Source organism: Chitinophaga barathri, from assembly GCF_003807585.1.
GTDB lineage: Bacteria > Bacteroidota > Bacteroidia > Chitinophagales > Chitinophagaceae > Chitinophaga > Chitinophaga barathri.
In genome coordinates, this window is the sequence record NZ_RMBX01000012.1 from 251,098 (window position 1) to 269,736 (window position 18,639).

The following is an 18,639-nucleotide window of genomic DNA, read 5'->3' on the forward strand; positions in this document are numbered from 1 at the left end:
GGTTATAATATGTTGGATCTCCATGCATTTGAACGGCTCTTCAGGGAGCATCATGCGCATTGCCTTGCTTTTGCCATTCATTATACGGGCGACCCGTACGAGGCCGAAGAAGTAGTGCAGCTCGTTTTTTCCCAGCTCTGGGAGAAACGGGAGACTATTATGATCAACGGGTCCGAAAGGTCCTATCTTTTTACCGCCATCCGGAACACGGCTATCAGCCAGTGGCGCAAACAGAACGTACGTTCTGAAAAAGAGCAGTCCTTTGGCCGGATGCAGGACGATACCGTGCATATGTCCATGCAGGCGCGGGAACTGGAGCAAAAGCTGCATACGGCCCTGGAGAAGCTGCCGGAACGCTGCCGCGAGGTGTTTATCCTCAGCCGGAAGGAACAATTAAAATATGCGGAGATCGCCACGGTGATGAATATTTCCGTTAAAACCGTTGAAAATCAAATGGGTAAGGCGCTTAAGATCCTCCACCAGGAGCTGAGAGAGTACCTGAACCTGTTTATTTTATAAAAAAATAGGGGGAAAACGCCACCACAGGCGTCTTTTACCCGAACCGATAACTTTACAACTGTTCATGAGCAATTTGCAACCTGATGAGGCTTTATACTCCTTGCTGTGCAAGTACCTGCTGAACGAGGCGGACAACGCCGAACGTCAGTGGGTGGGTGCCTGGCTGAAGGAAGTGCCCGCCAATGAGGACGTACTGGCCGCCATCCGCAGGATGCTGGAAGTGCCGCTCCCCGTTGCCGCGTACCCCGGCCTCAGTACGGATGCAAGTTGGGACAGGCTGAAGGCAAATATCACCGGCGCCGGCCTTGAACCGGTGGAAATGAATACGAGCGCTACGGTAGTGCCTATACGCCGCAATTATCTGTGGCTGAAGATCGCCGCGGTACTCGTACTGGCTTTGGGCCTCACCTGGGTATTGCTGCCTTCCAAAAGCAACCGGGAACAGGTGTTTACCGGCGCACAGCAGGCCGCTTTGCCCGATGGCAGTAAAGTGCGGCTGTTTGACGACGCTGAAATGAAACTGGAAAACGGTTTCGGGAAAAATGAACGCCGCGTGGCATTTACCGGGAAAGGGGAATTTGATATCAGCCCCAACCCGGACGCCCCGTTCGTCATTCTCCTGGGCCGTACCGAAATAAAAGTGCTCGGCACCCGTTTTACCGTAAACTATGCCGCCGGAAACCTGGTCATCCATGTTTCCAGCGGAAAGATACAGGTGAATGATCCCGACCGGCAGAAAAGCGTGGTGCTGACAGAAGGAATGCTGTTGCGCTGCAATGAAACGAAAGAACCGTTTACCGTAGCAGCGCATATTCCTGACCTGGAAAAGAAACGGCTCGTTTTCAGGAACGTGCCTTTGGAAGATGTAATACTGTCCATCGAAGCAATGTATGACGTACAAGTGGATGTGAAAGATTCCGCCATCCTGCGCCAGTCCATCACCTCCAACTTTGAAAACGAAACCATCGACAACGTGATGGCGTCTATTGCCTTTATTACCAACACCACGGTACAGAAAGCCGGCACGCAGCAGTTCACCCTGCAAGAATAATTTAACCTGACTTTGTAACTGTTAATTTGTTTTAGAATGATGAGGAAAGTTCTGCTGGGATTGCTTTTAACCTGGTTGCCCCTCCAGGTTTTTGCATGGAACTGGCGAACGCGGATTTCCCTGTCGCTGAACGATCAGCCACTCTCCGCCATTTGTGAAAAAATAGAAAAAGAATACGGGATACATTTTTCCTACAGCTCAGATGTAGTAAAGATGAGCCGCCGCATGAGCATCGATGTGGACCAGATGCCCCTCCGCCGGGTGATGGAACTGCTGTTTTCCGAAAACGGCATTGAGTTCCGCCGCATCGGCGATCAGCTGGTGCTTACCGCCAGCAAAGCTACCACGCGTACCATCAGCGGGTATGTGGAGGATGCGCTGACGGGGGAAAAACTAATCGGCGCCACCATTTATTCACCCGCCCTTCGTGTGGGCACCACCAGTAACCAGTTCGGGTTCTACAGTCTTACCACCGCCCGCGACACCCTCAGCCTGCTGGTGACCTACACGGGTTACTCACCCGCGCAGATCCCCCTCAAAGACAAAGAAAACCGCCAGCTGCACGTAAAACTCGGCCCCTCCAATACTTTACAGGAAGTGGAAGTGACGGAAACCCTCCCCCAACTGCAGGAGCAAACGCAGATGAGCAAAGTGAACCTTTCCGTATCGCAGATAAAAAATATGCCGCGTATGCTCGGCGAAGCGGACGTGCTGCGCACCATACAGGCCATGCCCGGCGTAAGCGGCGGCATGGAAGGCACCAGCGGCATCCACGTGCGCGGTGGCAGCCCGGATCAGAACCTCATCCTGCTGGACAATACGCCGGTGTACAACTCCACCCATCTTTTCGGCATATTCTCCGTGTTTAATCCCGATATTATCAAAAATGTAGACCTCTACAAAGGCGCGTTCCCGGCGCGTTATGGCGGAAGGTTGTCCAGCGTGGTGGATATTTCGATGAAAGACGGGGATATGTACAAATACCACGGCGAAGTATCGCTGGGGCTGCTGGCTTCGAAGATCATGGTGGAAGGGCCGATCAAAAAGGGGAAAACATCTTTTATCCTCACCGCCCGCCGCACCTACGCCGATCTCATCATGTCCGACTTTACGAAACGCGAACTGAACCTTGGTGAAGACGGTGAGTTTTTTGCTTATTTCTATGACGCGAACATAAAGATCAATCATATTTTTTCTCCGAAAGACCGCCTGTATATCAGCGCCTACGGCGGGCAGGACAATATGAGCCTCAACCGGAACATGACCTTCGATTCCATGAACGGCACAGCTAAAAGATACCATGAAGAAATGAGGTTCCGCCTGGGCTGGGGCAACCAGGCATATGCCCTCCGCTGGAACCACATCTTCAACCCAAGACTTTTTTCCAATGTAACCCTCAACTATTCGCAGTTCTACTTCATTACGGAATACCATTACAAACATCTCGCGCTGGACACGCCCGCAATCCGGGAGTCCGACAATATGTTCGGCCGCTACATGTCCAAAGTGCAGAACGCATCCGCCAAGATCGATTTTGATTATAAGCCCAACCCGAAACACGCGGTGAAATTCGGAGGACTGGCCACCTGGCATATCTTTCAGCCGGGCATCACGAGCTTCAACAACGTGTCCGACGAGCAGGAACTGACGGATACTGCCTATAACAACCAAACGAGCAAAGGCGTGGAACTTTCGCTGTACGCGGAAGACGACTGGAAAATACGGGACTCCGTGCACCTGAATTTAGGCGTGCACACATCCGGTTTCCTGGTGAATAACCGTTTTTATTTTTCCGTACAGCCGCGCCTGGGCTTTCGGTACATCCTGCCGAAAAGATGGGCGTTGAAACTGTCCTACACCATGATGACGCAGTACATCCACCTGCTCACCAACAACGCGACCTTTCTGGCAACGGACCTCTGGGTAGCCGCTACGGACAAGGTGCCGCCGATGTTTTCCACGCAGGTGGCGCTGGGCCTCGCCAAAACCACGAACGATGGCAAGTATGAATTTTCCGCCGAAGGATATTACAAATCCATGCAGAACGTAATTGAATACGTGGAGAACCTGGATAACTTCAACTCCGCGACCAGCAGCTGGGAAGACCAGGTGATACAGGGCCGCGGCTGGAGTTATGGCGCGGAGCTGTTCCTGCAAAAGAAACAGGGAAACTTCCGCGGATGGGTGGCTTACACGCTGGCATGGTCCCAGCGTTCGTTCCCGAATGTGAACAACGGCAGCATCTTCCCTTACAAATACGACCGCCGGCACGAGCTGGAAGTAGTGCTCACACAACGGCTGGGCAAGAAGTGGGAACTTTCCTGCCAGTGGCAATACTCAACCGGCATGCCGCTCACCTTGCCCACGGGCAGTTACGAACAGATCACCGATCCGTCCCCGCACCTGCCGCCCACTACGAACGATCCCGGGCAGGTGGACCTGGTGCAGGACCGCAACACGCTGCGTATGCAGGAAGTACACCGGCTGGACCTTGGCGCCACGCATACCAAAACAAGAAAAGGCCTGACATATATCCTGAACATCAGCCTGTACAATGTTTACAACCAGCAGAATCCTTTCTTTTATTATTATAAACGCAATGAAGGCACACAAAAGCGGGAGCTGACGATGATGAGCATTTTGCCCATCCTGCCCAGTGTGTCCTACGCACTCAGGTTTTAATTATGAAAGCAATCAAGTGGCATATCATTATTTTTTCCCTGCTCTTCGCCGCCTGCGAAAAGACCGTGGAGCTGGATATTCCTTATGAAGGGGATAAACTCGTGCTGAACAGTTTTGTGCAGCCGGATTCTGTGATCTATCTCCGCATCACCCGTTCCCAACCGCCGGGAGGCAGTGAATTTCCCGAAGTGCCCGGCGCGGTGATAGCGCTGAAAGCAGGCACGGAAACGCTTCCTACGCAGTGGAGCATCATTGGCGGGAAAGGTTATTTTGTATCTGTACGTCCGGCGAAACCCGGGGTGGAGTACAATATCAGCGTATCCGCTCCCGGGCTGGACACGATCACCGCCAAAGACACGCTGCCCCGCCGGCCGTTGTTGTCCGGGCCATTTGCGCAGGGCGGCGGCAACCGCATTAAATTTGTGATGCAGGACATGCCCGGCGTGGACTATTACCGTTTCCGACTTTACCAGGGAATCAAAAACGCAAATGGCGAGGTGATCCCTTCCGAGCGCCGCCTTTACCGCTTCGACCCGTCTTACAATAACAATTTCACGGACATGCTCACGGAAAATTACCTGGAGTCCACCCTCGTTCCGGACGACCGGTTTGACGGACGGGCGATCACCATCGTGATGCAGACGAAGGACGTGAACGTAAAAGACAATATCCTGCTGCTGGAAGTGACCGGTCTTACCCGCAGCAGCTGGCTTTATCTCAAAACCCTGGAGCTGCAGACCTTCAACCAGGGGAACCTGCTGGTGGATCCGAGCAAGGTGTATTCCAATGTGGTAAAGGGGTACGGAATTCTCGGCGGCGTAAATACGGCGCGTTTGACGGTGGAGGTCAAATAAGGATCAAATTCCGTAAATTTGATTAACACCAAAAAAAAGGATTAGCCATGCAAGACGCATATATAGTAGCAGGATTCAGATCGGCGGTTACGAAGTCCAAGAGAGGAGGTTTCCGTTTTTACCGCCCGGACGACCTGGCGGTGGACGTGATCAACGGTTTGTTGAAATCCGTTCCGCAGCTGGACCCGAAAAGAGTGGATGACCTGATCGTGGGGAACGCCGTTCCCGAAGCGGAGCAGGGCCTCCAGATAGGCAGGATGATCTCCGTAAGGGCCCTGGGCATTGAAGTGCCCGGCATGACGGTGAACCGTTACTGCGCTTCCGGCCTGGAAACCATTGCGATTGCAACGGCCAAGATCAGGAGCGGGCAGGCGGAATGTATCATTGCAGGCGGTACCGAAAGCATGAGCCTGGTGCCCACCGCCGGCTGGAAAACAGTACCGGCTTACAGTGTAGCCACCACCACCCCGGATTATTACCTCAGCATGGGCCTTACCGCGGAAGCAGTAGCCAAAGAATTTAACGTGAGCCGCGAAGAGCAGGACCAGTTCTCCCTGAATTCCCACCTGAAAGCCATCAACGCCATCAAGAACGGGTACTTTAAACCCGGCATACTCCCCATCACCATCGAGGATGTATACCTCAATGAAAAAGGGAAAAAACAAACGCGCAACTTCACCGTGGATACAGACGAAGGACCGCGCGCCGATACTTCCATTGAAGCGCTGGCCAAACTGAAACCGGTGTTTGCCGCGGGAGGGTCCGTAACAGCGGGCAACTCTTCCCAGACGAGCGACGGCGCCGCGTTTGTGGTGGTAATGGGCGAAAAGATGGTGAAAGAGCTGGGCCTCAAACCTTTGGCCCGCCTGGTAGCCTGTGCTTCAGCGGGCGTTCATCCCCGTATCATGGGTATCGGGCCGGTAGCTGCTATTCCCAAAGTATTGCAGCAGGCGGGTAAAACCCTCCAGGACATTGACCTGGTGGAACTGAACGAAGCTTTTGCTTCCCAGTCCATTGCTGTGATCCGCGAGCTGGGCCTGAACCCGGATATCGTGAATATCAACGGGGGAGCTATTGCCCTGGGGCACCCGCTGGGCTGTACCGGCGCCAAACTGACCATCCAGGTGATGCACGAAATGCAGCGCCTGAAAAAGAAATACAGCATCGTGTCCGCCTGCGTTGGCGGCGGGCAGGGCATCGCGGGGATCATCGAAAACCTGGCGTAGCCGACAGTAAATCGTCATACCATCCACTGGATCAATATCAAAAGCCTGGAGCCCAAACGCGCGCCAGGCTTTTTTGATGGTAAACCGGCTGTCTTTCACCTGTGGAAAATATTTAAGATGTTATTTCATATAAAATAATATGATTGAATTAAAGTTTTTGCTAATTTGGTGTCGGAAAACCGCTCTGCCTGACTATGCCTTGTAACGAATATGTATAACTGAACCGATAGGCGGCAAAGCAAAAACCATTTCGAAAATCGTCATAACCGTATCCCAGATGGACCGTAGAGACTTCTTAACACTAGCCCCTTCCCGCAAAAAAACGGCGAAAAAAGTAAATACTTCCAGGACCTTTTCAGGGCTTAATCCTTACACAGGTGAGTGGGGACGTGCGCAGGTGGTGCATTTGCTGAAACGCTGCATGTTTGGCGCGGCGCCCGCGGATGTAAAACACTTCGAGGCCATGACCCTCGATCAGGCCGTGGATGCTTTACTTCAGCCGAATGCAAACACACCGGCACCTCCCGTAAACAATTACGGCGCGGACACTACCGGCGTGGCGGCCGGCGCTCCATGGGTGCTGGCTCCCGAAGGAGACGAAGATCTGAACGATGACCGCCGCGCTTCCTATAAAGCCTGGTGGACCGGTGTGATGCTCAACCAGGAAAGGACCATGCACGAAAAACTCGTGCTGTTCTGGCATAACCACTTCGCTACAGAAACGCAGACCATCGGTGATGCGCGTTTTATGTATAAACACAATGTGATGCTGCGCAACAATGCGCTCGGCAATTTTAAAACGCTCGCCAAAGAAGTGACGATAGATCCGGGAATGCTGGTGTATCTGAACGGATACCTGAATGAAAAAACAGCGGCGGACGAAAACTACGCACGTGAATTGCTCGAGCTTTTTACCTGCGGCAAAGGGCCCGATTCTCTTTACCAGGAAGAAGACGTAAGGGCCGCCGCGCATGTGCTCACCGGTTACAAGGTGGATAAAGTGGCCATCACCTCTTACTTCGACGCTACCAAACACGACATTACCAATAAACAATTCTCATCCTGGTTCTCGAACAAAGTGATCACCGGTAAGACCGGAGAGATGGGCACCACGGAGCTGGACGATATGCTGGGCATTATTTTCCAGCAGCATGAAGTAGCCAAATTCATCTGCCGCAAATTTTACCAGTTCTTTATCTACTACGAAATAGACCAGAACGCTGAGGAAAATGTGATCACGCCGCTGGCGGACATTTTCCGCACGGGTAACTACGAAATAAAACCGCTGCTGGCTGCGCTGCTCAAAAGCGAGCACTTCTACGACCCACTAAACATGAGCTGCCTCATCAAAAGCCCGGTGGACTTTACCGTGGGCCTTTGCCGCGAGTTTGGTGTGCAGTTTGCGCCCGCCGCGAACTATGCACAGGCATACCCGCAATGGCGCGCTTTGCAGAACGCGGCCGCCACGCAACAGCAGAACATCGGCGATCCTCCCGGGGTATCAGGCTGGGATGCGTATTATCTCGCTCCGCAGTTCCATGAATTGTGGATCAATACCGATACGCTGCCTAAACGTACTTCCATGGCGGACAGGCTGATCACCACCGGGTTTTCTTCCGGCGGTGCTACGCTCCAGATCGATCCGCTGATCTTCACAGAACAGCTGGCCGACCCTTCCGATCCAGTAGCGCTCATCAACGATGCGCTCAGCATCCTGTACCGCATGGGCATCTCAGATGCTATGAAAACATATCTCAAAACAAATATCCTGTTGAAGAACCAGAACCAGGATTACTACTGGACGCAGGCCTGGAATGCCTACAAGGCCGCTCCCGGGGATGCAATGGCCCGCGGGCTGGTGGTGAGTATGCTCAAAGACCTTTACCATGCCATCATGAACATGTCTGAATATCACTTAGCGTGATCAATGTTGAAAACCTATTTATGAAACCGGGCAGAACCACAAGGTTCCGGCCGGCCCCTTAAAATAAATCATGAACGGATGAAACCGAACCCTAAGGTTCCATCCGACCACTTAAAATAAATCATGAACGGATGAAACGTAGAGACTTCCTTAAATATACCGCGCCGGCCGCCATACTGCCGTCTTTTATCAACGGGTTCGCTGTAAAGGCTTTCGGCGGTTCTCCCTTGCTGGCCGCATTGGAAGCTACCGCCACAGATAATGATCACGTGCTCGTGATGATCCAGCTGAATGGTGGTAACGACGGTCTGAACATGGTGATCCCCCTGGATCAGTACGATAAATACCAGGCCGCGCGTACCAACATTGCCATCCCTACAGGCAACGTGCTGAAGCTCACCGGTCAGACCAAAACAGGGCTGCATCCCGCCATGACGGGCCTTCGTGATATGTACGACGACGGGCATGTGAGTATCATTCACAGCGTGGGTTACCCTTCACCAAACTTCTCGCACTTCCGCGCAACAGATATCTGGCTCTCCGGTTCGGACGCCAATACCGTCCTGGAAACCGGCTGGGGCGGCCGTTACCTCGATACCGAATACCCCGGTTACCCGGATGCTTATCCCAACGCCGAAATGCCGGACCCGCTGGCTATCCAGATCGGCTCCATCGTATCGCCCTCATTTGTAGGCAATGGTGGTAACATGGGCATGGCCGTGACCAGCGCCACGGACTTTTACGACCTGATCGAAGGTCGTGAGCAGGATGTGCCCAATACCCGCGCGGGGAAGGAACTGAAATACATCCGCCTCATCCAGAAACAAACCAACCGCTTTGCGGACGCCATCAAAGCGGCAGCCTCCAAAGTGACCAACCAGCGCACTTATCCGGCAAACAACTACCTGGGCGAACAGCTCAAGATCGTTGCGCGCCTCGTGGGTGGTGGCCTCAAAACAAGGTTGTATATGGTGAGCATCGGCGGTTTTGATACTCACGCAAGCCAGGTGAACAGCGGCGACACCACTACCGGTAGTCACGCACAGTTGCTCAAAAATATCTCCGACGCGGTAAGGACATTCACCGAAGACCTGCGCGACATGAAAAAATCGCAGCGGGTGGTAGGTATGACCTTCTCCGAATTCGGGCGCCGCATCAAGTCGAACGGCAGTATGGGCACGGATCACGGCGCATCCGCTCCCATGATCATCTTTGGAGATTACGTGAACCAGCAGGTACTGGGCAATACGCCTACCATGCCGGACGCCGCTTCAGCCATAGATAACATCCCCATGCAGTACGACTTCCGTTCCGTATATGCCTCCCTGTTAGAACAATGGTTCTGCGTAAAACCGGCTGATCTGAACACGATCATGCTGAACAACTACCAGAGCCTTCCGCTGATCAACGGCCTGGCCTGCAGCGTGGTAACGGGTGTGCCCGGCGTAAACGACGATGATGTACTGGTGACCAACTATCCCAATCCTTTCACCCGCAAAACGGTGGTATCCTACAAATCCCGGGGCGGGCATACGATGCTCCAGGTGTTTGACACGATGGGCCGCCTGATGGCCACCCTCACAGACAGGGTGCATGTAGCGGGCAACTATACCGTGGACTTTGAAACGGACCTGCCGGCAGGCGTTTATTACATCCGCTTGCAGAATGGCGCCGTACAACAGGTACGTACCATGCTGAAGGTGCGTTAAGCCTTCGTTACCGCTGGTGTATTCTTTCATGCAACAATGTTGCATTCGTCCTCTTTTTCTTATCTTTGCCTCTATATCCGGTAAGGTGAGAAAGCTGTTCCATTCCATAGGAGCTATTATTCTGCTGGGCGTGTTTTGTTTATACATTACGCCCAGGGATTATGTGCACCATTTTACCGGCCATGAGGACACGGTGGATGAGGTGACGGTCGGTGATCATACCCAGCCCGCCGGTCACGCGCTGTCCACACAGCACCGGCACTGCGAATGGCTGAACTGGACGGTGGATGTGTACCTTCACTCGCATACCATTCATTTTACCGCCGCTTCAATTTCCTATGCGGACCCCGTTCAGGGCCTGCCGGCTCATATTTTTTCCTACCCCGCGTATTTCTTTTCCCTTCGTGCACCTCCTGCCGCTTAAGAGCGGATCCCTTTTTTTACATAATTATTGATGGCAACAACGGATTTGTTGCCTTGACGCATTGATTCATACAAGATGATAAGGATACTCGCGCTTGCGGGCGTGCTGCTGTTACTGGCGGGCACGGCCGGCGCACAATGTACCATCCGCCTCAGCGGAGCGGTGACGGACAGCCAGACGAAACAGGCGCTTGCAGGCGCTACGATCATAGTGAAAGAAACCGGCGCTTCCGTAAAAAGCGCGGATAACGGAACATATGCCATAGACGGGCTTTGCCCCGGGTTTTATACCCTGCGCATCAGCCACATCGGCTGCCTGCCGCTGGAAATAAGCTGGCAGGTAAGCGGGGACGAACGGAGGAATATCGTCCTTCCGCATAGCGTTACCCAATTGCAGGAAGTGGCCGTTACCGGTCATGCCGCCAAAGAAGTAACCACCGCGGCGGTAGAGTCGCTGAGCGGCAATGCCCTGGACCAGACGCGCGGCCTCACCCTGGGTGAAGCGCTGAAAAAGATAAACGGCGTTACCTCCATGACCACGGGCCCAAACGTTTCCAAACCCGTGATCAACGGCCTGCACAGCAACCGTGTGCTCATCCTGAACAATGGCATCCGGCAGGAAGGCCAGCAGTGGGGCTCTGAGCACGCGCCTGAAGTAGACCCTTTTCTCGCGAATAAAATGGTGGTGATCAAAGGCGCCAGCGCACTGCGTTATGGCGGCGACGCCATTGGCGGCGTGGTGCTGGTAGAACCGAAAGCATTGCCTGTACAACCCGGCCTGGCCGGAGAGGTGAACATGGCGGGCTTTTCCAACAACCGCCTCGGCGCGCTTTCCGCGATCATCGAACAGCAGGTGCCCGCGGTACCTGGCCTAAGCTGGCGCCTGCAAGGCACAATACGCAAAGGCGGCAATACCCGGACGCCGGATTACTGGCTGGACAATACCGGCGTGGAAGAATTTAATTTCTCCGCCGCCGCGGGCTGGAAAAAACCGAAGTACGGCATCGAATTGTTCTACAGCCAGTTCAATACCAATCTTGGCGTATTCGAAGGCTCGCACATCGGCAACCGGACGGACCTGGAGCAGCTGATCAGCCAGCAGAAACCTTTGCCCGAATACACGGAAGGTTTCAGCTACGATATCGAAAGGCCGTACCAGCATGTGGAGCATGAACTGTTTAAAGTGAAAGGGTATGTGAACACCGGTAATGCCGGGAAGCTGAACCTGACGTTCGCCCGGCAGTTCAACTACCGCGATGAGCTGGACCGCAATTCCGCGCTCTCGGTGAACCAGATGAACCTGAACCTCACCACCTGGACGGGCGACCTGGTATGGGACCACAACAGCTGGAAAGGCCTTCGCGGCACAGTAGGCGTGTCTTACATGTACCAGGAGAACAGCTACAAACGCCGCCTTTTTATCCCGAACTACGAAAGCCTGCAATACGGCGCGTTCTGGACGGAGAAATGGGAAAGCAATGATTCAAAATGGTTGCTCGAAGGAGGGATCCGCTACGACAACAAAGAATATTTTAACCTTGGGGATAACACAGGGGATATCAATTATCCCGAACAAAGTTATTCCAGCTTTTCAGGCTCATTAGGCGGGCAATACCGCATCACCGACCATTTTCATGTATCGGTGAACGCAGCCCGCGCATGGCGCCCCGCAGCCGTGAATGAACTGTATGCTTCGGGGCTGCATCATGGCGCGGCTGTTATCGAGCAGGGCGATCCTTTCCTGAAAGGGGAGACCGCCACCAAATTCAACGCCGCTTTTCACTACGATATATCGGACAAACTGGAAGCAGATGTGAACCTGTACTACAATCACATTCAGAACTTCATTTACCTGCAACCGACAGACAGCATTGTGGTGACGATCCGCGGCGCGTTTCCGTTCACCTACTACCGCCAGTCCGACGTAAATATGAAAGGCGTGGATGCGCAGCTGCGCTGGCAGTTCCTTCCCAAATGGCAGCTAACCACCAAAGCCTCCATACTCCGCGCATACAACGAATCCGAGAATGACTGGCTGATCAATATGCCATCGGACCGGTTTGAGCATGAACTGAGTTTTTTCCCCGGCAACACCGCCCGGATGAAGGACAACTACATTTCCGTAAGCCTGAGCAATGTGCTGAAACAAACCCGCATACCGGCCAACCTGGAAAATAAAAACGATCCCCGCGGCCAGGACCTGATGCCGCCGCCCGCCGCCTACAACCTGGTAGGGCTGGAGGCCGGAAGCACTTTACAACTGGGCAAGCAGCCGCTGTCTGTGATCCTTGGTGCCAGCAATCTTTTTAACACCCGTTACCGCGATTACCTGAACTTCTTCCGCTACTTCGCGGACGAACCGGGCACGAACGTTTATCTGAAACTTAAACTGCCGCTGCAATTCGGCAAAAAAGCATCCTGAGAATTTTTAAAACGAACTACATCATGAAGAAAAATATCGCATTATACGCAGCTGCCGCTACACTGTTTTTTGCCGCCTGCAAAAAGGAAAAGAACGATACGCCGGATGAAAATGAAAACGAAGAGATCACCACGGTGAAGCTTACTTTTACAAACGTTGCCGTGCCCGCTGAAAAAGTGATCGCCAACTGGAAAGACCTTGACGGCTCCGGCGGCGCCGTACCCGTGATCGACAAGATCAACCTGAAAGCCAACACCACTTATACGCTCTCCACGGAAGTACTGGATGAAACAAAAAATCCCCCGGACAATGTGACGGAGGAGATCGAAGAGGAGTCTGACGAGCACCGCCTGTTTCACCTGTTCTTCGTGAATGCGAACGCACCGGTGACGGACTCACTGACGACCGCCGCCACCGTAATCCCCCTGGATAAAGATGCGAACAACCTGCCCATCGGCCTGCAAGTGTCTGTCGCCACAAAAAATGCATTCACCGGTTTCCTGCGGATGGTGGTGAGGCATCAGCCCGGTACCAAAAACGGTACTTACGGCCCCGGCAGCACGGACGCCAGCGCGGAATTTCCCATTGAGATCAAATAACGGAAACAAGTATACAAAGTGGAAAAAGGAACGCCGTTCGTGCGTTCCTTTTTTGTTATTTTAGTCGCAAACTATACTTAAAGAAAAAGTTAACCATTTTGTTTTTGCTACTGCTGTCTATTTCCTGTGCCTATGCCCAGCAGAATACTGACCCTTATCCTATTACCGGAAATTTAGGTCTTGGCACTGGAACAGGAAAACCTACGGCGGCAGCGCTGGAAATAGCCGGCGGTCCTAGCTGGACCACGGCAACATGGCGTAAATCCATCAGGCTGAGAGCCGGCGGAGCTGTACGATTTATAAATGGCGGCACCAGTTACTTTGGTATTGGCAGCACCACTCCCGACGGTCTTTATTTTTTCTCATCTACCGGTGATACCAGCACTTCTCCGATTTCATACCGGATGGCGCTTCTGGCCAACGGTAACGTGGGTATTGGCACCATCACGCCCACTGCGCAGCTGGACGTGCACGGGAATTTCAGGCTGGGAATTGGTGCCGGTACGGGTGGAACCGCCTATTGCATTGGGTTTACGAGGATCGGTAATCCTCATTTGTTCGGTACCACCGGCGAAGGGCTTACGTTGGGCGGCGATGTAACAGGCAAAGACATGGTGGTGTTGCCAAACGGAAATGTAGGCATCGGCACGGTCAGCCCGCAGGCAAAACTGGCGGTGAACGGAACCGTTTATGCCAGGAAAATAAAAGTGACACAGACTGCGGCAGACTGGCCGGATTATGTGTTTGCGAAAGATTATAAACTGCCCGCTTTGTACGATGTGGAAACGTTTGTGAATAGACATCAGCATTTACCGGAAATGCCTTCCGCCGCTGAAGTGGAAAAGGACGGAGCTGATCTTGGAGAAATGAATAAAAAACTGTTGAAAAAAGTGGAAGAACTGACGCTTTACGTTATCGAAATGAATAAAAAACACGAAGCGTTGACGGAAGAAGTGCGCCAGATGAAAAAACAAATAAAGAAATAAACAAAAAGGGCAGCCAGGATCACCAGCTGCCCTTTTAAATTATAACCCGGATTAATCAATGCTCTTCCGCCTTCAGCCCCTTCTGATCGCCCACGACCAGCAACTTAAACGGCTTGCCGCCCACATTCACGCTGCCGGTCTCTTTCAGGTTCGCGGCATTGAACATCTTCACCGCTGCGCTGGCAGGATCGGTGACGTACACCACCTTTTGCGACACGGCGAAGAACGGGATATCCGCCGCCGCCGTACCATCAGGGATGGCGGCGGTGATCCTGCCTTCTGTTTTCAGCTGCACCGTCACTGCGTCAAATACTTTCAGGTTGCCGTTTTTTAGCAGCACATACAGGTATTTCCCTTCCGTATCCAGTACGTACTGCACGATGGACTGGTTTTCGTTCTTCAGCACGGCTGTGATCTGCGAATTGGCGGGGTCTATCTTGTAAAGACCCAGGGCGGCGGTATAACCAAAAAAATGCGGTAATCCCTTTTTGCCCAACACGGTCCCGAACCAATTGGTACCAAAGTCGGTGGGATAAGTGATCAGATTTTGAGTACCATTCTGATTCACGATGAGGATGCCGTCCTGGCTACCAAAGGCCGCCAGCCGCCCGTTTCCGGCGTCACCATGAATGCCTTTGGTGACGATCCGCGATTCGTGCAGCGTAACCCCGAAGCGGTCGATGATCTTCACTTTTTCCGGCAGCGTGCCGCTGGCGGAGCCGTCTTTTTGCGTCACCACAATGGTGTGGTCATCATAGATCACCATGGCGCCGTGATGCGGGGCGGCTACGGGAAGTATCCTTCCTTCGCCGTCTTCCAGGTCACTGTCCTTGAACACGCTAAGGCTGCCCGCGCCATCATTAAAGATGGCATTGAGCCCTTCATGCGCAAAGAAGTGGGTGGGCCCGGCCTGTGTGAACTGAACGGGCGACATCTCCGGCGGATGTACATGCAGGTGCCCGCCATGCGCTTCAATGCCGGTGTTAAAAAACTCCACCACGTTTGCCGCACGGCTGATGATTGTCGCAAACTGGCCTGTGCCGGTCGCGTAAAGCGAGGGCTTCGATGACCGGATCGGGTACACCGTCGTTTTCTTTGTAACCGGCTCCAGTACGGTGATCTGGGCTTTGTCCGCATCGGAGATCACCAGGCGCAGGTACTCCGCTTCGGGCTTTTCGGGTTCCATTGGACGGTCATTCTTTTTACACGCCGCCAGCAATAGTAAGGCTAGTGTTACAGGCGTCAGGATTCTTTTCATAATGATGATTTAATAAGTGCAACAAAGTTGCAAATCTATATAAATGCATCGTTGTTGCAAATAGCAAAGCCTCTTTTTTTCATTTCCCTGAAAGATTTTTTCGTTTATAGACAGGAATATGTCAACATAGCTTACCAATGATGTGTTGAAGAACTTATGCAGACGTTGCCGTTTATAACTAAATCTGATTAGCACGGAAACCGCGCTGCTGCCGTTCGTACAAAAAAGCAGCGAAAGAGTGACGGGGATAAGATATATTTGTTAGTTGATGAAACTGTTAACCGGGAAGCCGGTTTCGAACATATTAAAACGAACTAAAGATGATCTGACATACTGCTCAGATTTTGGATGAAAAGCAAAAAGGGCCGTTTTCACGGCCCTTCCTGAAACAAATATCTTTAGTGTCTTTTTAATGTGAATGCCCTGCCGGGTGCGGACGGGAGTGTTCACCATGCTTATGAACTGCATCCGGCAGGCCAGCTGTATCTTCATCGTAATACACGAAGAAATAAAGATACACCACACGGGAAATACGCATCAGCCAGGGCTGAGCTAAGACAAGAATAACACCATTGATACCTAACCACCAGAATATACTATTGTCCCAGAAAGACATGCCGAATATCATCCAGTACAGGATCAGGGTGAATACGGACAATGCTACCCCCAATGCATAACTGACATAACCGGTGCCGAACCAGAAGCCGGTTTCCAGCTCATATTTCTGACCGCATACAGGGCAGTTGTCGTACATGCCCAGTATTTTGGAGAGCCGCCAGTGAAATGAACTTTTCCGGAGGAACATGTCGCCCCTGCGGCAATGCGGGCATTTCATCTTCAGGATGCTCAGGAAATAATTCGGTCTTTTTTTCTTCATGGTGCTGCAAAGGTACGATTTCCCGCAGGCAGGTCAATGATGCGCGTCATGCTTCAGCAGGAAAACAAAACGGGACCGCCAAAGCAGTCCCGTCTGAATGTTTTGTAAAATTATATATGTTACGCCACGGGCTGAATGCTCTCAGTCGTTTTTCTTTCCCCGATCTGCTGCCTCCACATAGCGTAATACAGCCCTTTTTCGTCCAGTAGGGTATAGTGGCTCCCGGTTTCCACAATGCGGCCTTTTTCGAGCACGTAAATGCGGTCTGCGTGCATGATGGTGCTCAGCCTGTGAGCGATCATCACGGTGATATGTTCTTTGCTGGAGGAAACCTGGCGCACGGTCTGCGTGATTTCTTCTTCCGTGATGGAATCCAGCGCGGAAGTAGCTTCGTCGAACACCAGCAGGCGGGGCTGGCGCAGCAGCGCACGCGCGATGGACAGGCGTTGTTTTTCACCGCCGGAGATCTTGATGCCGCCTTCGCCGATCACCGTATCGATCCCTTTCTCCGCTCTTGCCAGCAGGCTGTAGGCGGATGCGCGTTGCAACGCGTTCATCATTTCTTCTTCCGTGGCGCGCGGGTTCACAAACGCAAGGTTTTCGCGGATGGTGCCGGAAAACAGTTGGGTGTCCTGTGTTACAAACCCGATCTGGTGGCGCAGCTCTTCAATGTCTATGCTGTTGCTGTTTAGGCCGTTGTAAAGAATATCGCCTTCGCCCGGTTTGTACAATCCTACCAGGAGTTTCACCAGGGTGGTTTTGCCGCTGCCCGAAGGGCCTACGAACGCAATGGTTTCCCCGGTTTTGATGGAGAAGTTGATATCGTCCAGTGCTTTGCCCATGGCGGTGAGGTGTTTGAAACCTACGTGGCTGAAGGTCAGCTCCTGGACGGTGGAGAGTTTGGGCGGATTGGCGGGTGTTATTTCCACCGGTGTTTTAAGGATGCGGTTGAAGTTCGCCAATGACACCTGTGCTTCACGGTAAGCCAGGATGATGTTTCCCAGTTCCTGCAAAGGCCCGAACAGGAAGAAGGAGTACAGTTGCAGCGAGAAGAGCTGGCCAAGGGTGGCCACGTTTCCATACACCAGCCACAGCAGCAGGAACAGGATGCTTGAGCGCAGCAGGTTCACAAAAGTGCCCTGTACAAAGGCGATGCTTCGCACACTGCGCACCTTTTTCAGTTCCAGCAGCAGGATCTTCATCGTGTTCGCATTGAGGCGGCGGATCTCCTGGTTCGTAAGCCCGAGGCTTTTCACCAGCTCTATGTTCCGCAGGGATTCTGTAGTGGCGCCCGCCAGCACGGTTGTTTCCTTCACGATGCTTTTCTGGATGGTTTTGATCTTTTTGCTAAGCACGTTCATGAGCCAGCCGAGGATCACGCTACCGCCGAAGTACACGAACACAAGGCTCCAGTGTACATTGTAGGCGAATATCATTACGAACACCACGCCAATAAGGGAGGTGAACAGTATGTTAATGAAAGCGGAAATGAACTTTTCGCTGTCCACTCTTACTTTCTGGAGTACGGCCAGGGTTTCGCCGGAGCGCTGGTCCTCAAACTCCTGGTAGGGCAGCCGCATGGAGTGGCGTAAACCATCCGTATACATCTGCGCGCCCAGCTTCTGGGTGATGGCGCTTACGAAATAATCCTGGAATGCTTTGGCTATACGGCTTACCATGGCTACGCCGATGGATGCCAGCAAAAGCAGCAATACGCCCACGAGATACTGGTTCTCGCTGCGGAAAATTACCGATTCGCCTTCTTTGTTAAAGGAAGCGGGATGGGAAGCGAATTTATCGACGATCATCCCGAAAATCCAGGGATCCAGAAGGGAAAACACCTGGTTGACGGTGGCCAGCAGAAGCGCCAGCGCAATGAGCCATTTATAGTTTTTGAGATATTGAAGTAACAATTTCATGGGGCAAAGTTAGTGGAAAAAGGGGCTGCAATGGTGTTGGAACATCAATTTTAAACTGGACTTATCACGGTATTTACCCTAAAAATTGCGTAATTTAATAGTAGAAGCCGGAAGATTATCCACCAGCATGTTCTGAGCCTGAAAACTGATACAATTCCCCGAACGGCATACGCAACAACCCGGCGTACCA

At 52.6% G+C, this 18,639-nt stretch carries 14 protein-coding genes; 11 read left to right on the forward strand and 3 right to left on the reverse strand.

The genetic code is table 11. From position 1 onward, the window contains the following. Window positions 1-9: 9 nt before the first annotated feature. From EG028_RS21515 to EG028_RS21565, 11 genes are all read left to right on the forward strand, one after another. Complete coding sequence (locus tag EG028_RS21515; protein WP_120518393.1) at window positions 10-519, forward strand: RNA polymerase sigma-70 factor; 510 nt, start codon at window positions 10-12, stop codon at window positions 517-519. 64 nt (window positions 520-583) lie between these two features. Beyond that, complete coding sequence (locus EG028_RS21520) at window positions 584-1,570, forward strand: FecR family protein (protein WP_120518394.1); 987 nt, start codon at window positions 584-586, stop codon at window positions 1,568-1,570. Between the two features lie 36 nt (window positions 1,571-1,606). Next, on the forward strand, window positions 1,607-4,252 hold the full coding sequence (locus EG028_RS21525) for a TonB-dependent receptor (RefSeq protein WP_120518395.1): 2,646 nt from the start codon (window positions 1,607-1,609) through the stop codon (window positions 4,250-4,252). A gap of 2 nt (window positions 4,253-4,254) precedes the next feature. Next, on the forward strand, window positions 4,255-5,106 hold the full coding sequence (locus EG028_RS21530; RefSeq protein ID WP_120518396.1) for a DUF4249 domain-containing protein: 852 nt from the start codon (window positions 4,255-4,257) through the stop codon (window positions 5,104-5,106). 47 nt (window positions 5,107-5,153) lie between these two features. Further along, window positions 5,154-6,332, forward strand: coding sequence for a thiolase family protein (locus EG028_RS21535; protein ID WP_120518397.1), 1,179 nt, complete (start codon window positions 5,154-5,156; stop codon window positions 6,330-6,332). A 277-nt stretch (window positions 6,333-6,609) separates the two neighbouring features. Then, entirely contained in the window at window positions 6,610-8,256 is a 1,647-nt protein-coding gene (locus EG028_RS21540) for a DUF1800 domain-containing protein (RefSeq protein WP_120518398.1), read from the forward strand. 131 nt (window positions 8,257-8,387) lie between these two features. Beyond that, entirely contained in the window at window positions 8,388-9,965 is a 1,578-nt protein-coding gene (locus EG028_RS21545; protein ID WP_120518399.1) for a DUF1501 domain-containing protein, read from the forward strand. An 85-nt stretch (window positions 9,966-10,050) separates the two neighbouring features. Beyond that, window positions 10,051-10,389 (forward strand): hypothetical protein, encoded by a 339-nt coding sequence (locus EG028_RS21550; RefSeq protein WP_120518400.1) that lies wholly within the window; start codon window positions 10,051-10,053, stop codon window positions 10,387-10,389. Window positions 10,390-10,464: 75 nt separating this feature from the next. Continuing rightward, entirely contained in the window at window positions 10,465-12,810 is a 2,346-nt protein-coding gene (locus EG028_RS21555; protein WP_120518401.1) for a TonB-dependent receptor, read from the forward strand. A 23-nt stretch (window positions 12,811-12,833) separates the two neighbouring features. Continuing rightward, a complete protein-coding gene (locus EG028_RS21560; protein ID WP_120518402.1) occupies window positions 12,834-13,409 on the forward strand; it encodes a hypothetical protein in 576 nt (191 codons plus the stop codon). Between the two features lie 104 nt (window positions 13,410-13,513). Then, entirely contained in the window at window positions 13,514-14,395 is an 882-nt protein-coding gene (locus EG028_RS21565) for a hypothetical protein (RefSeq protein ID WP_120518403.1), read from the forward strand. Between the two features lie 55 nt (window positions 14,396-14,450). On the opposite strand, the gene EG028_RS21570 is transcribed toward EG028_RS21565, so the two are convergent. From EG028_RS21570 to EG028_RS21580, 3 genes are all read right to left on the reverse strand, one after another. Beyond that, window positions 14,451-15,653 (reverse strand): YncE family protein, encoded by a 1,203-nt coding sequence (locus EG028_RS21570; protein WP_123864754.1) that lies wholly within the window; start codon window positions 15,651-15,653, stop codon window positions 14,451-14,453. 409 nt (window positions 15,654-16,062) lie between these two features. Continuing rightward, window positions 16,063-16,530, reverse strand: coding sequence for a DUF983 domain-containing protein (locus tag EG028_RS21575; RefSeq protein ID WP_120518405.1), 468 nt, complete (start codon window positions 16,528-16,530; stop codon window positions 16,063-16,065). A gap of 119 nt (window positions 16,531-16,649) precedes the next feature. Continuing rightward, on the reverse strand, window positions 16,650-18,449 hold the full coding sequence (locus EG028_RS21580; RefSeq protein ID WP_120518406.1) for an ABC transporter ATP-binding protein: 1,800 nt from the start codon (window positions 18,447-18,449) through the stop codon (window positions 16,650-16,652). Between the last annotated feature and the right edge of the window lie 190 nt (window positions 18,450-18,639).

Coding starts and splice junctions, on each gene's coding strand:
- EG028_RS21535 (WP_120518397.1), top strand. CDS start 5,154: ATGCAAGACGCATATATAGTAGCAGGATTCAGATCGGCGGTTACGAAG.
- EG028_RS21515 (WP_120518393.1), top strand. CDS start 10: ATGTTGGATCTCCATGCATTTGAACGGCTCTTCAGGGAGCATCATGCG.
- EG028_RS21580 (WP_120518406.1), bottom strand. CDS start 18,449: ATGAAATTGTTACTTCAATATCTCAAAAACTATAAATGGCTCATTGCG.
- EG028_RS21555 (WP_120518401.1), top strand. CDS start 10,465: ATGATAAGGATACTCGCGCTTGCGGGCGTGCTGCTGTTACTGGCGGGC.
- EG028_RS21560 (WP_120518402.1), top strand. CDS start 12,834: ATGAAGAAAAATATCGCATTATACGCAGCTGCCGCTACACTGTTTTTT.
- EG028_RS21530 (WP_120518396.1), top strand. CDS start 4,255: ATGAAAGCAATCAAGTGGCATATCATTATTTTTTCCCTGCTCTTCGCC.
- EG028_RS21525 (WP_120518395.1), top strand. CDS start 1,607: ATGATGAGGAAAGTTCTGCTGGGATTGCTTTTAACCTGGTTGCCCCTC.
- EG028_RS21540 (WP_120518398.1), top strand. CDS start 6,610: ATGGACCGTAGAGACTTCTTAACACTAGCCCCTTCCCGCAAAAAAACG.
- EG028_RS21570 (WP_123864754.1), bottom strand. CDS start 15,653: ATGAAAAGAATCCTGACGCCTGTAACACTAGCCTTACTATTGCTGGCG.
- EG028_RS21545 (WP_120518399.1), top strand. CDS start 8,388: ATGAAACGTAGAGACTTCCTTAAATATACCGCGCCGGCCGCCATACTG.
- EG028_RS21575 (WP_120518405.1), bottom strand. CDS start 16,530: ATGAAGAAAAAAAGACCGAATTATTTCCTGAGCATCCTGAAGATGAAA.
- EG028_RS21520 (WP_120518394.1), top strand. CDS start 584: ATGAGCAATTTGCAACCTGATGAGGCTTTATACTCCTTGCTGTGCAAG.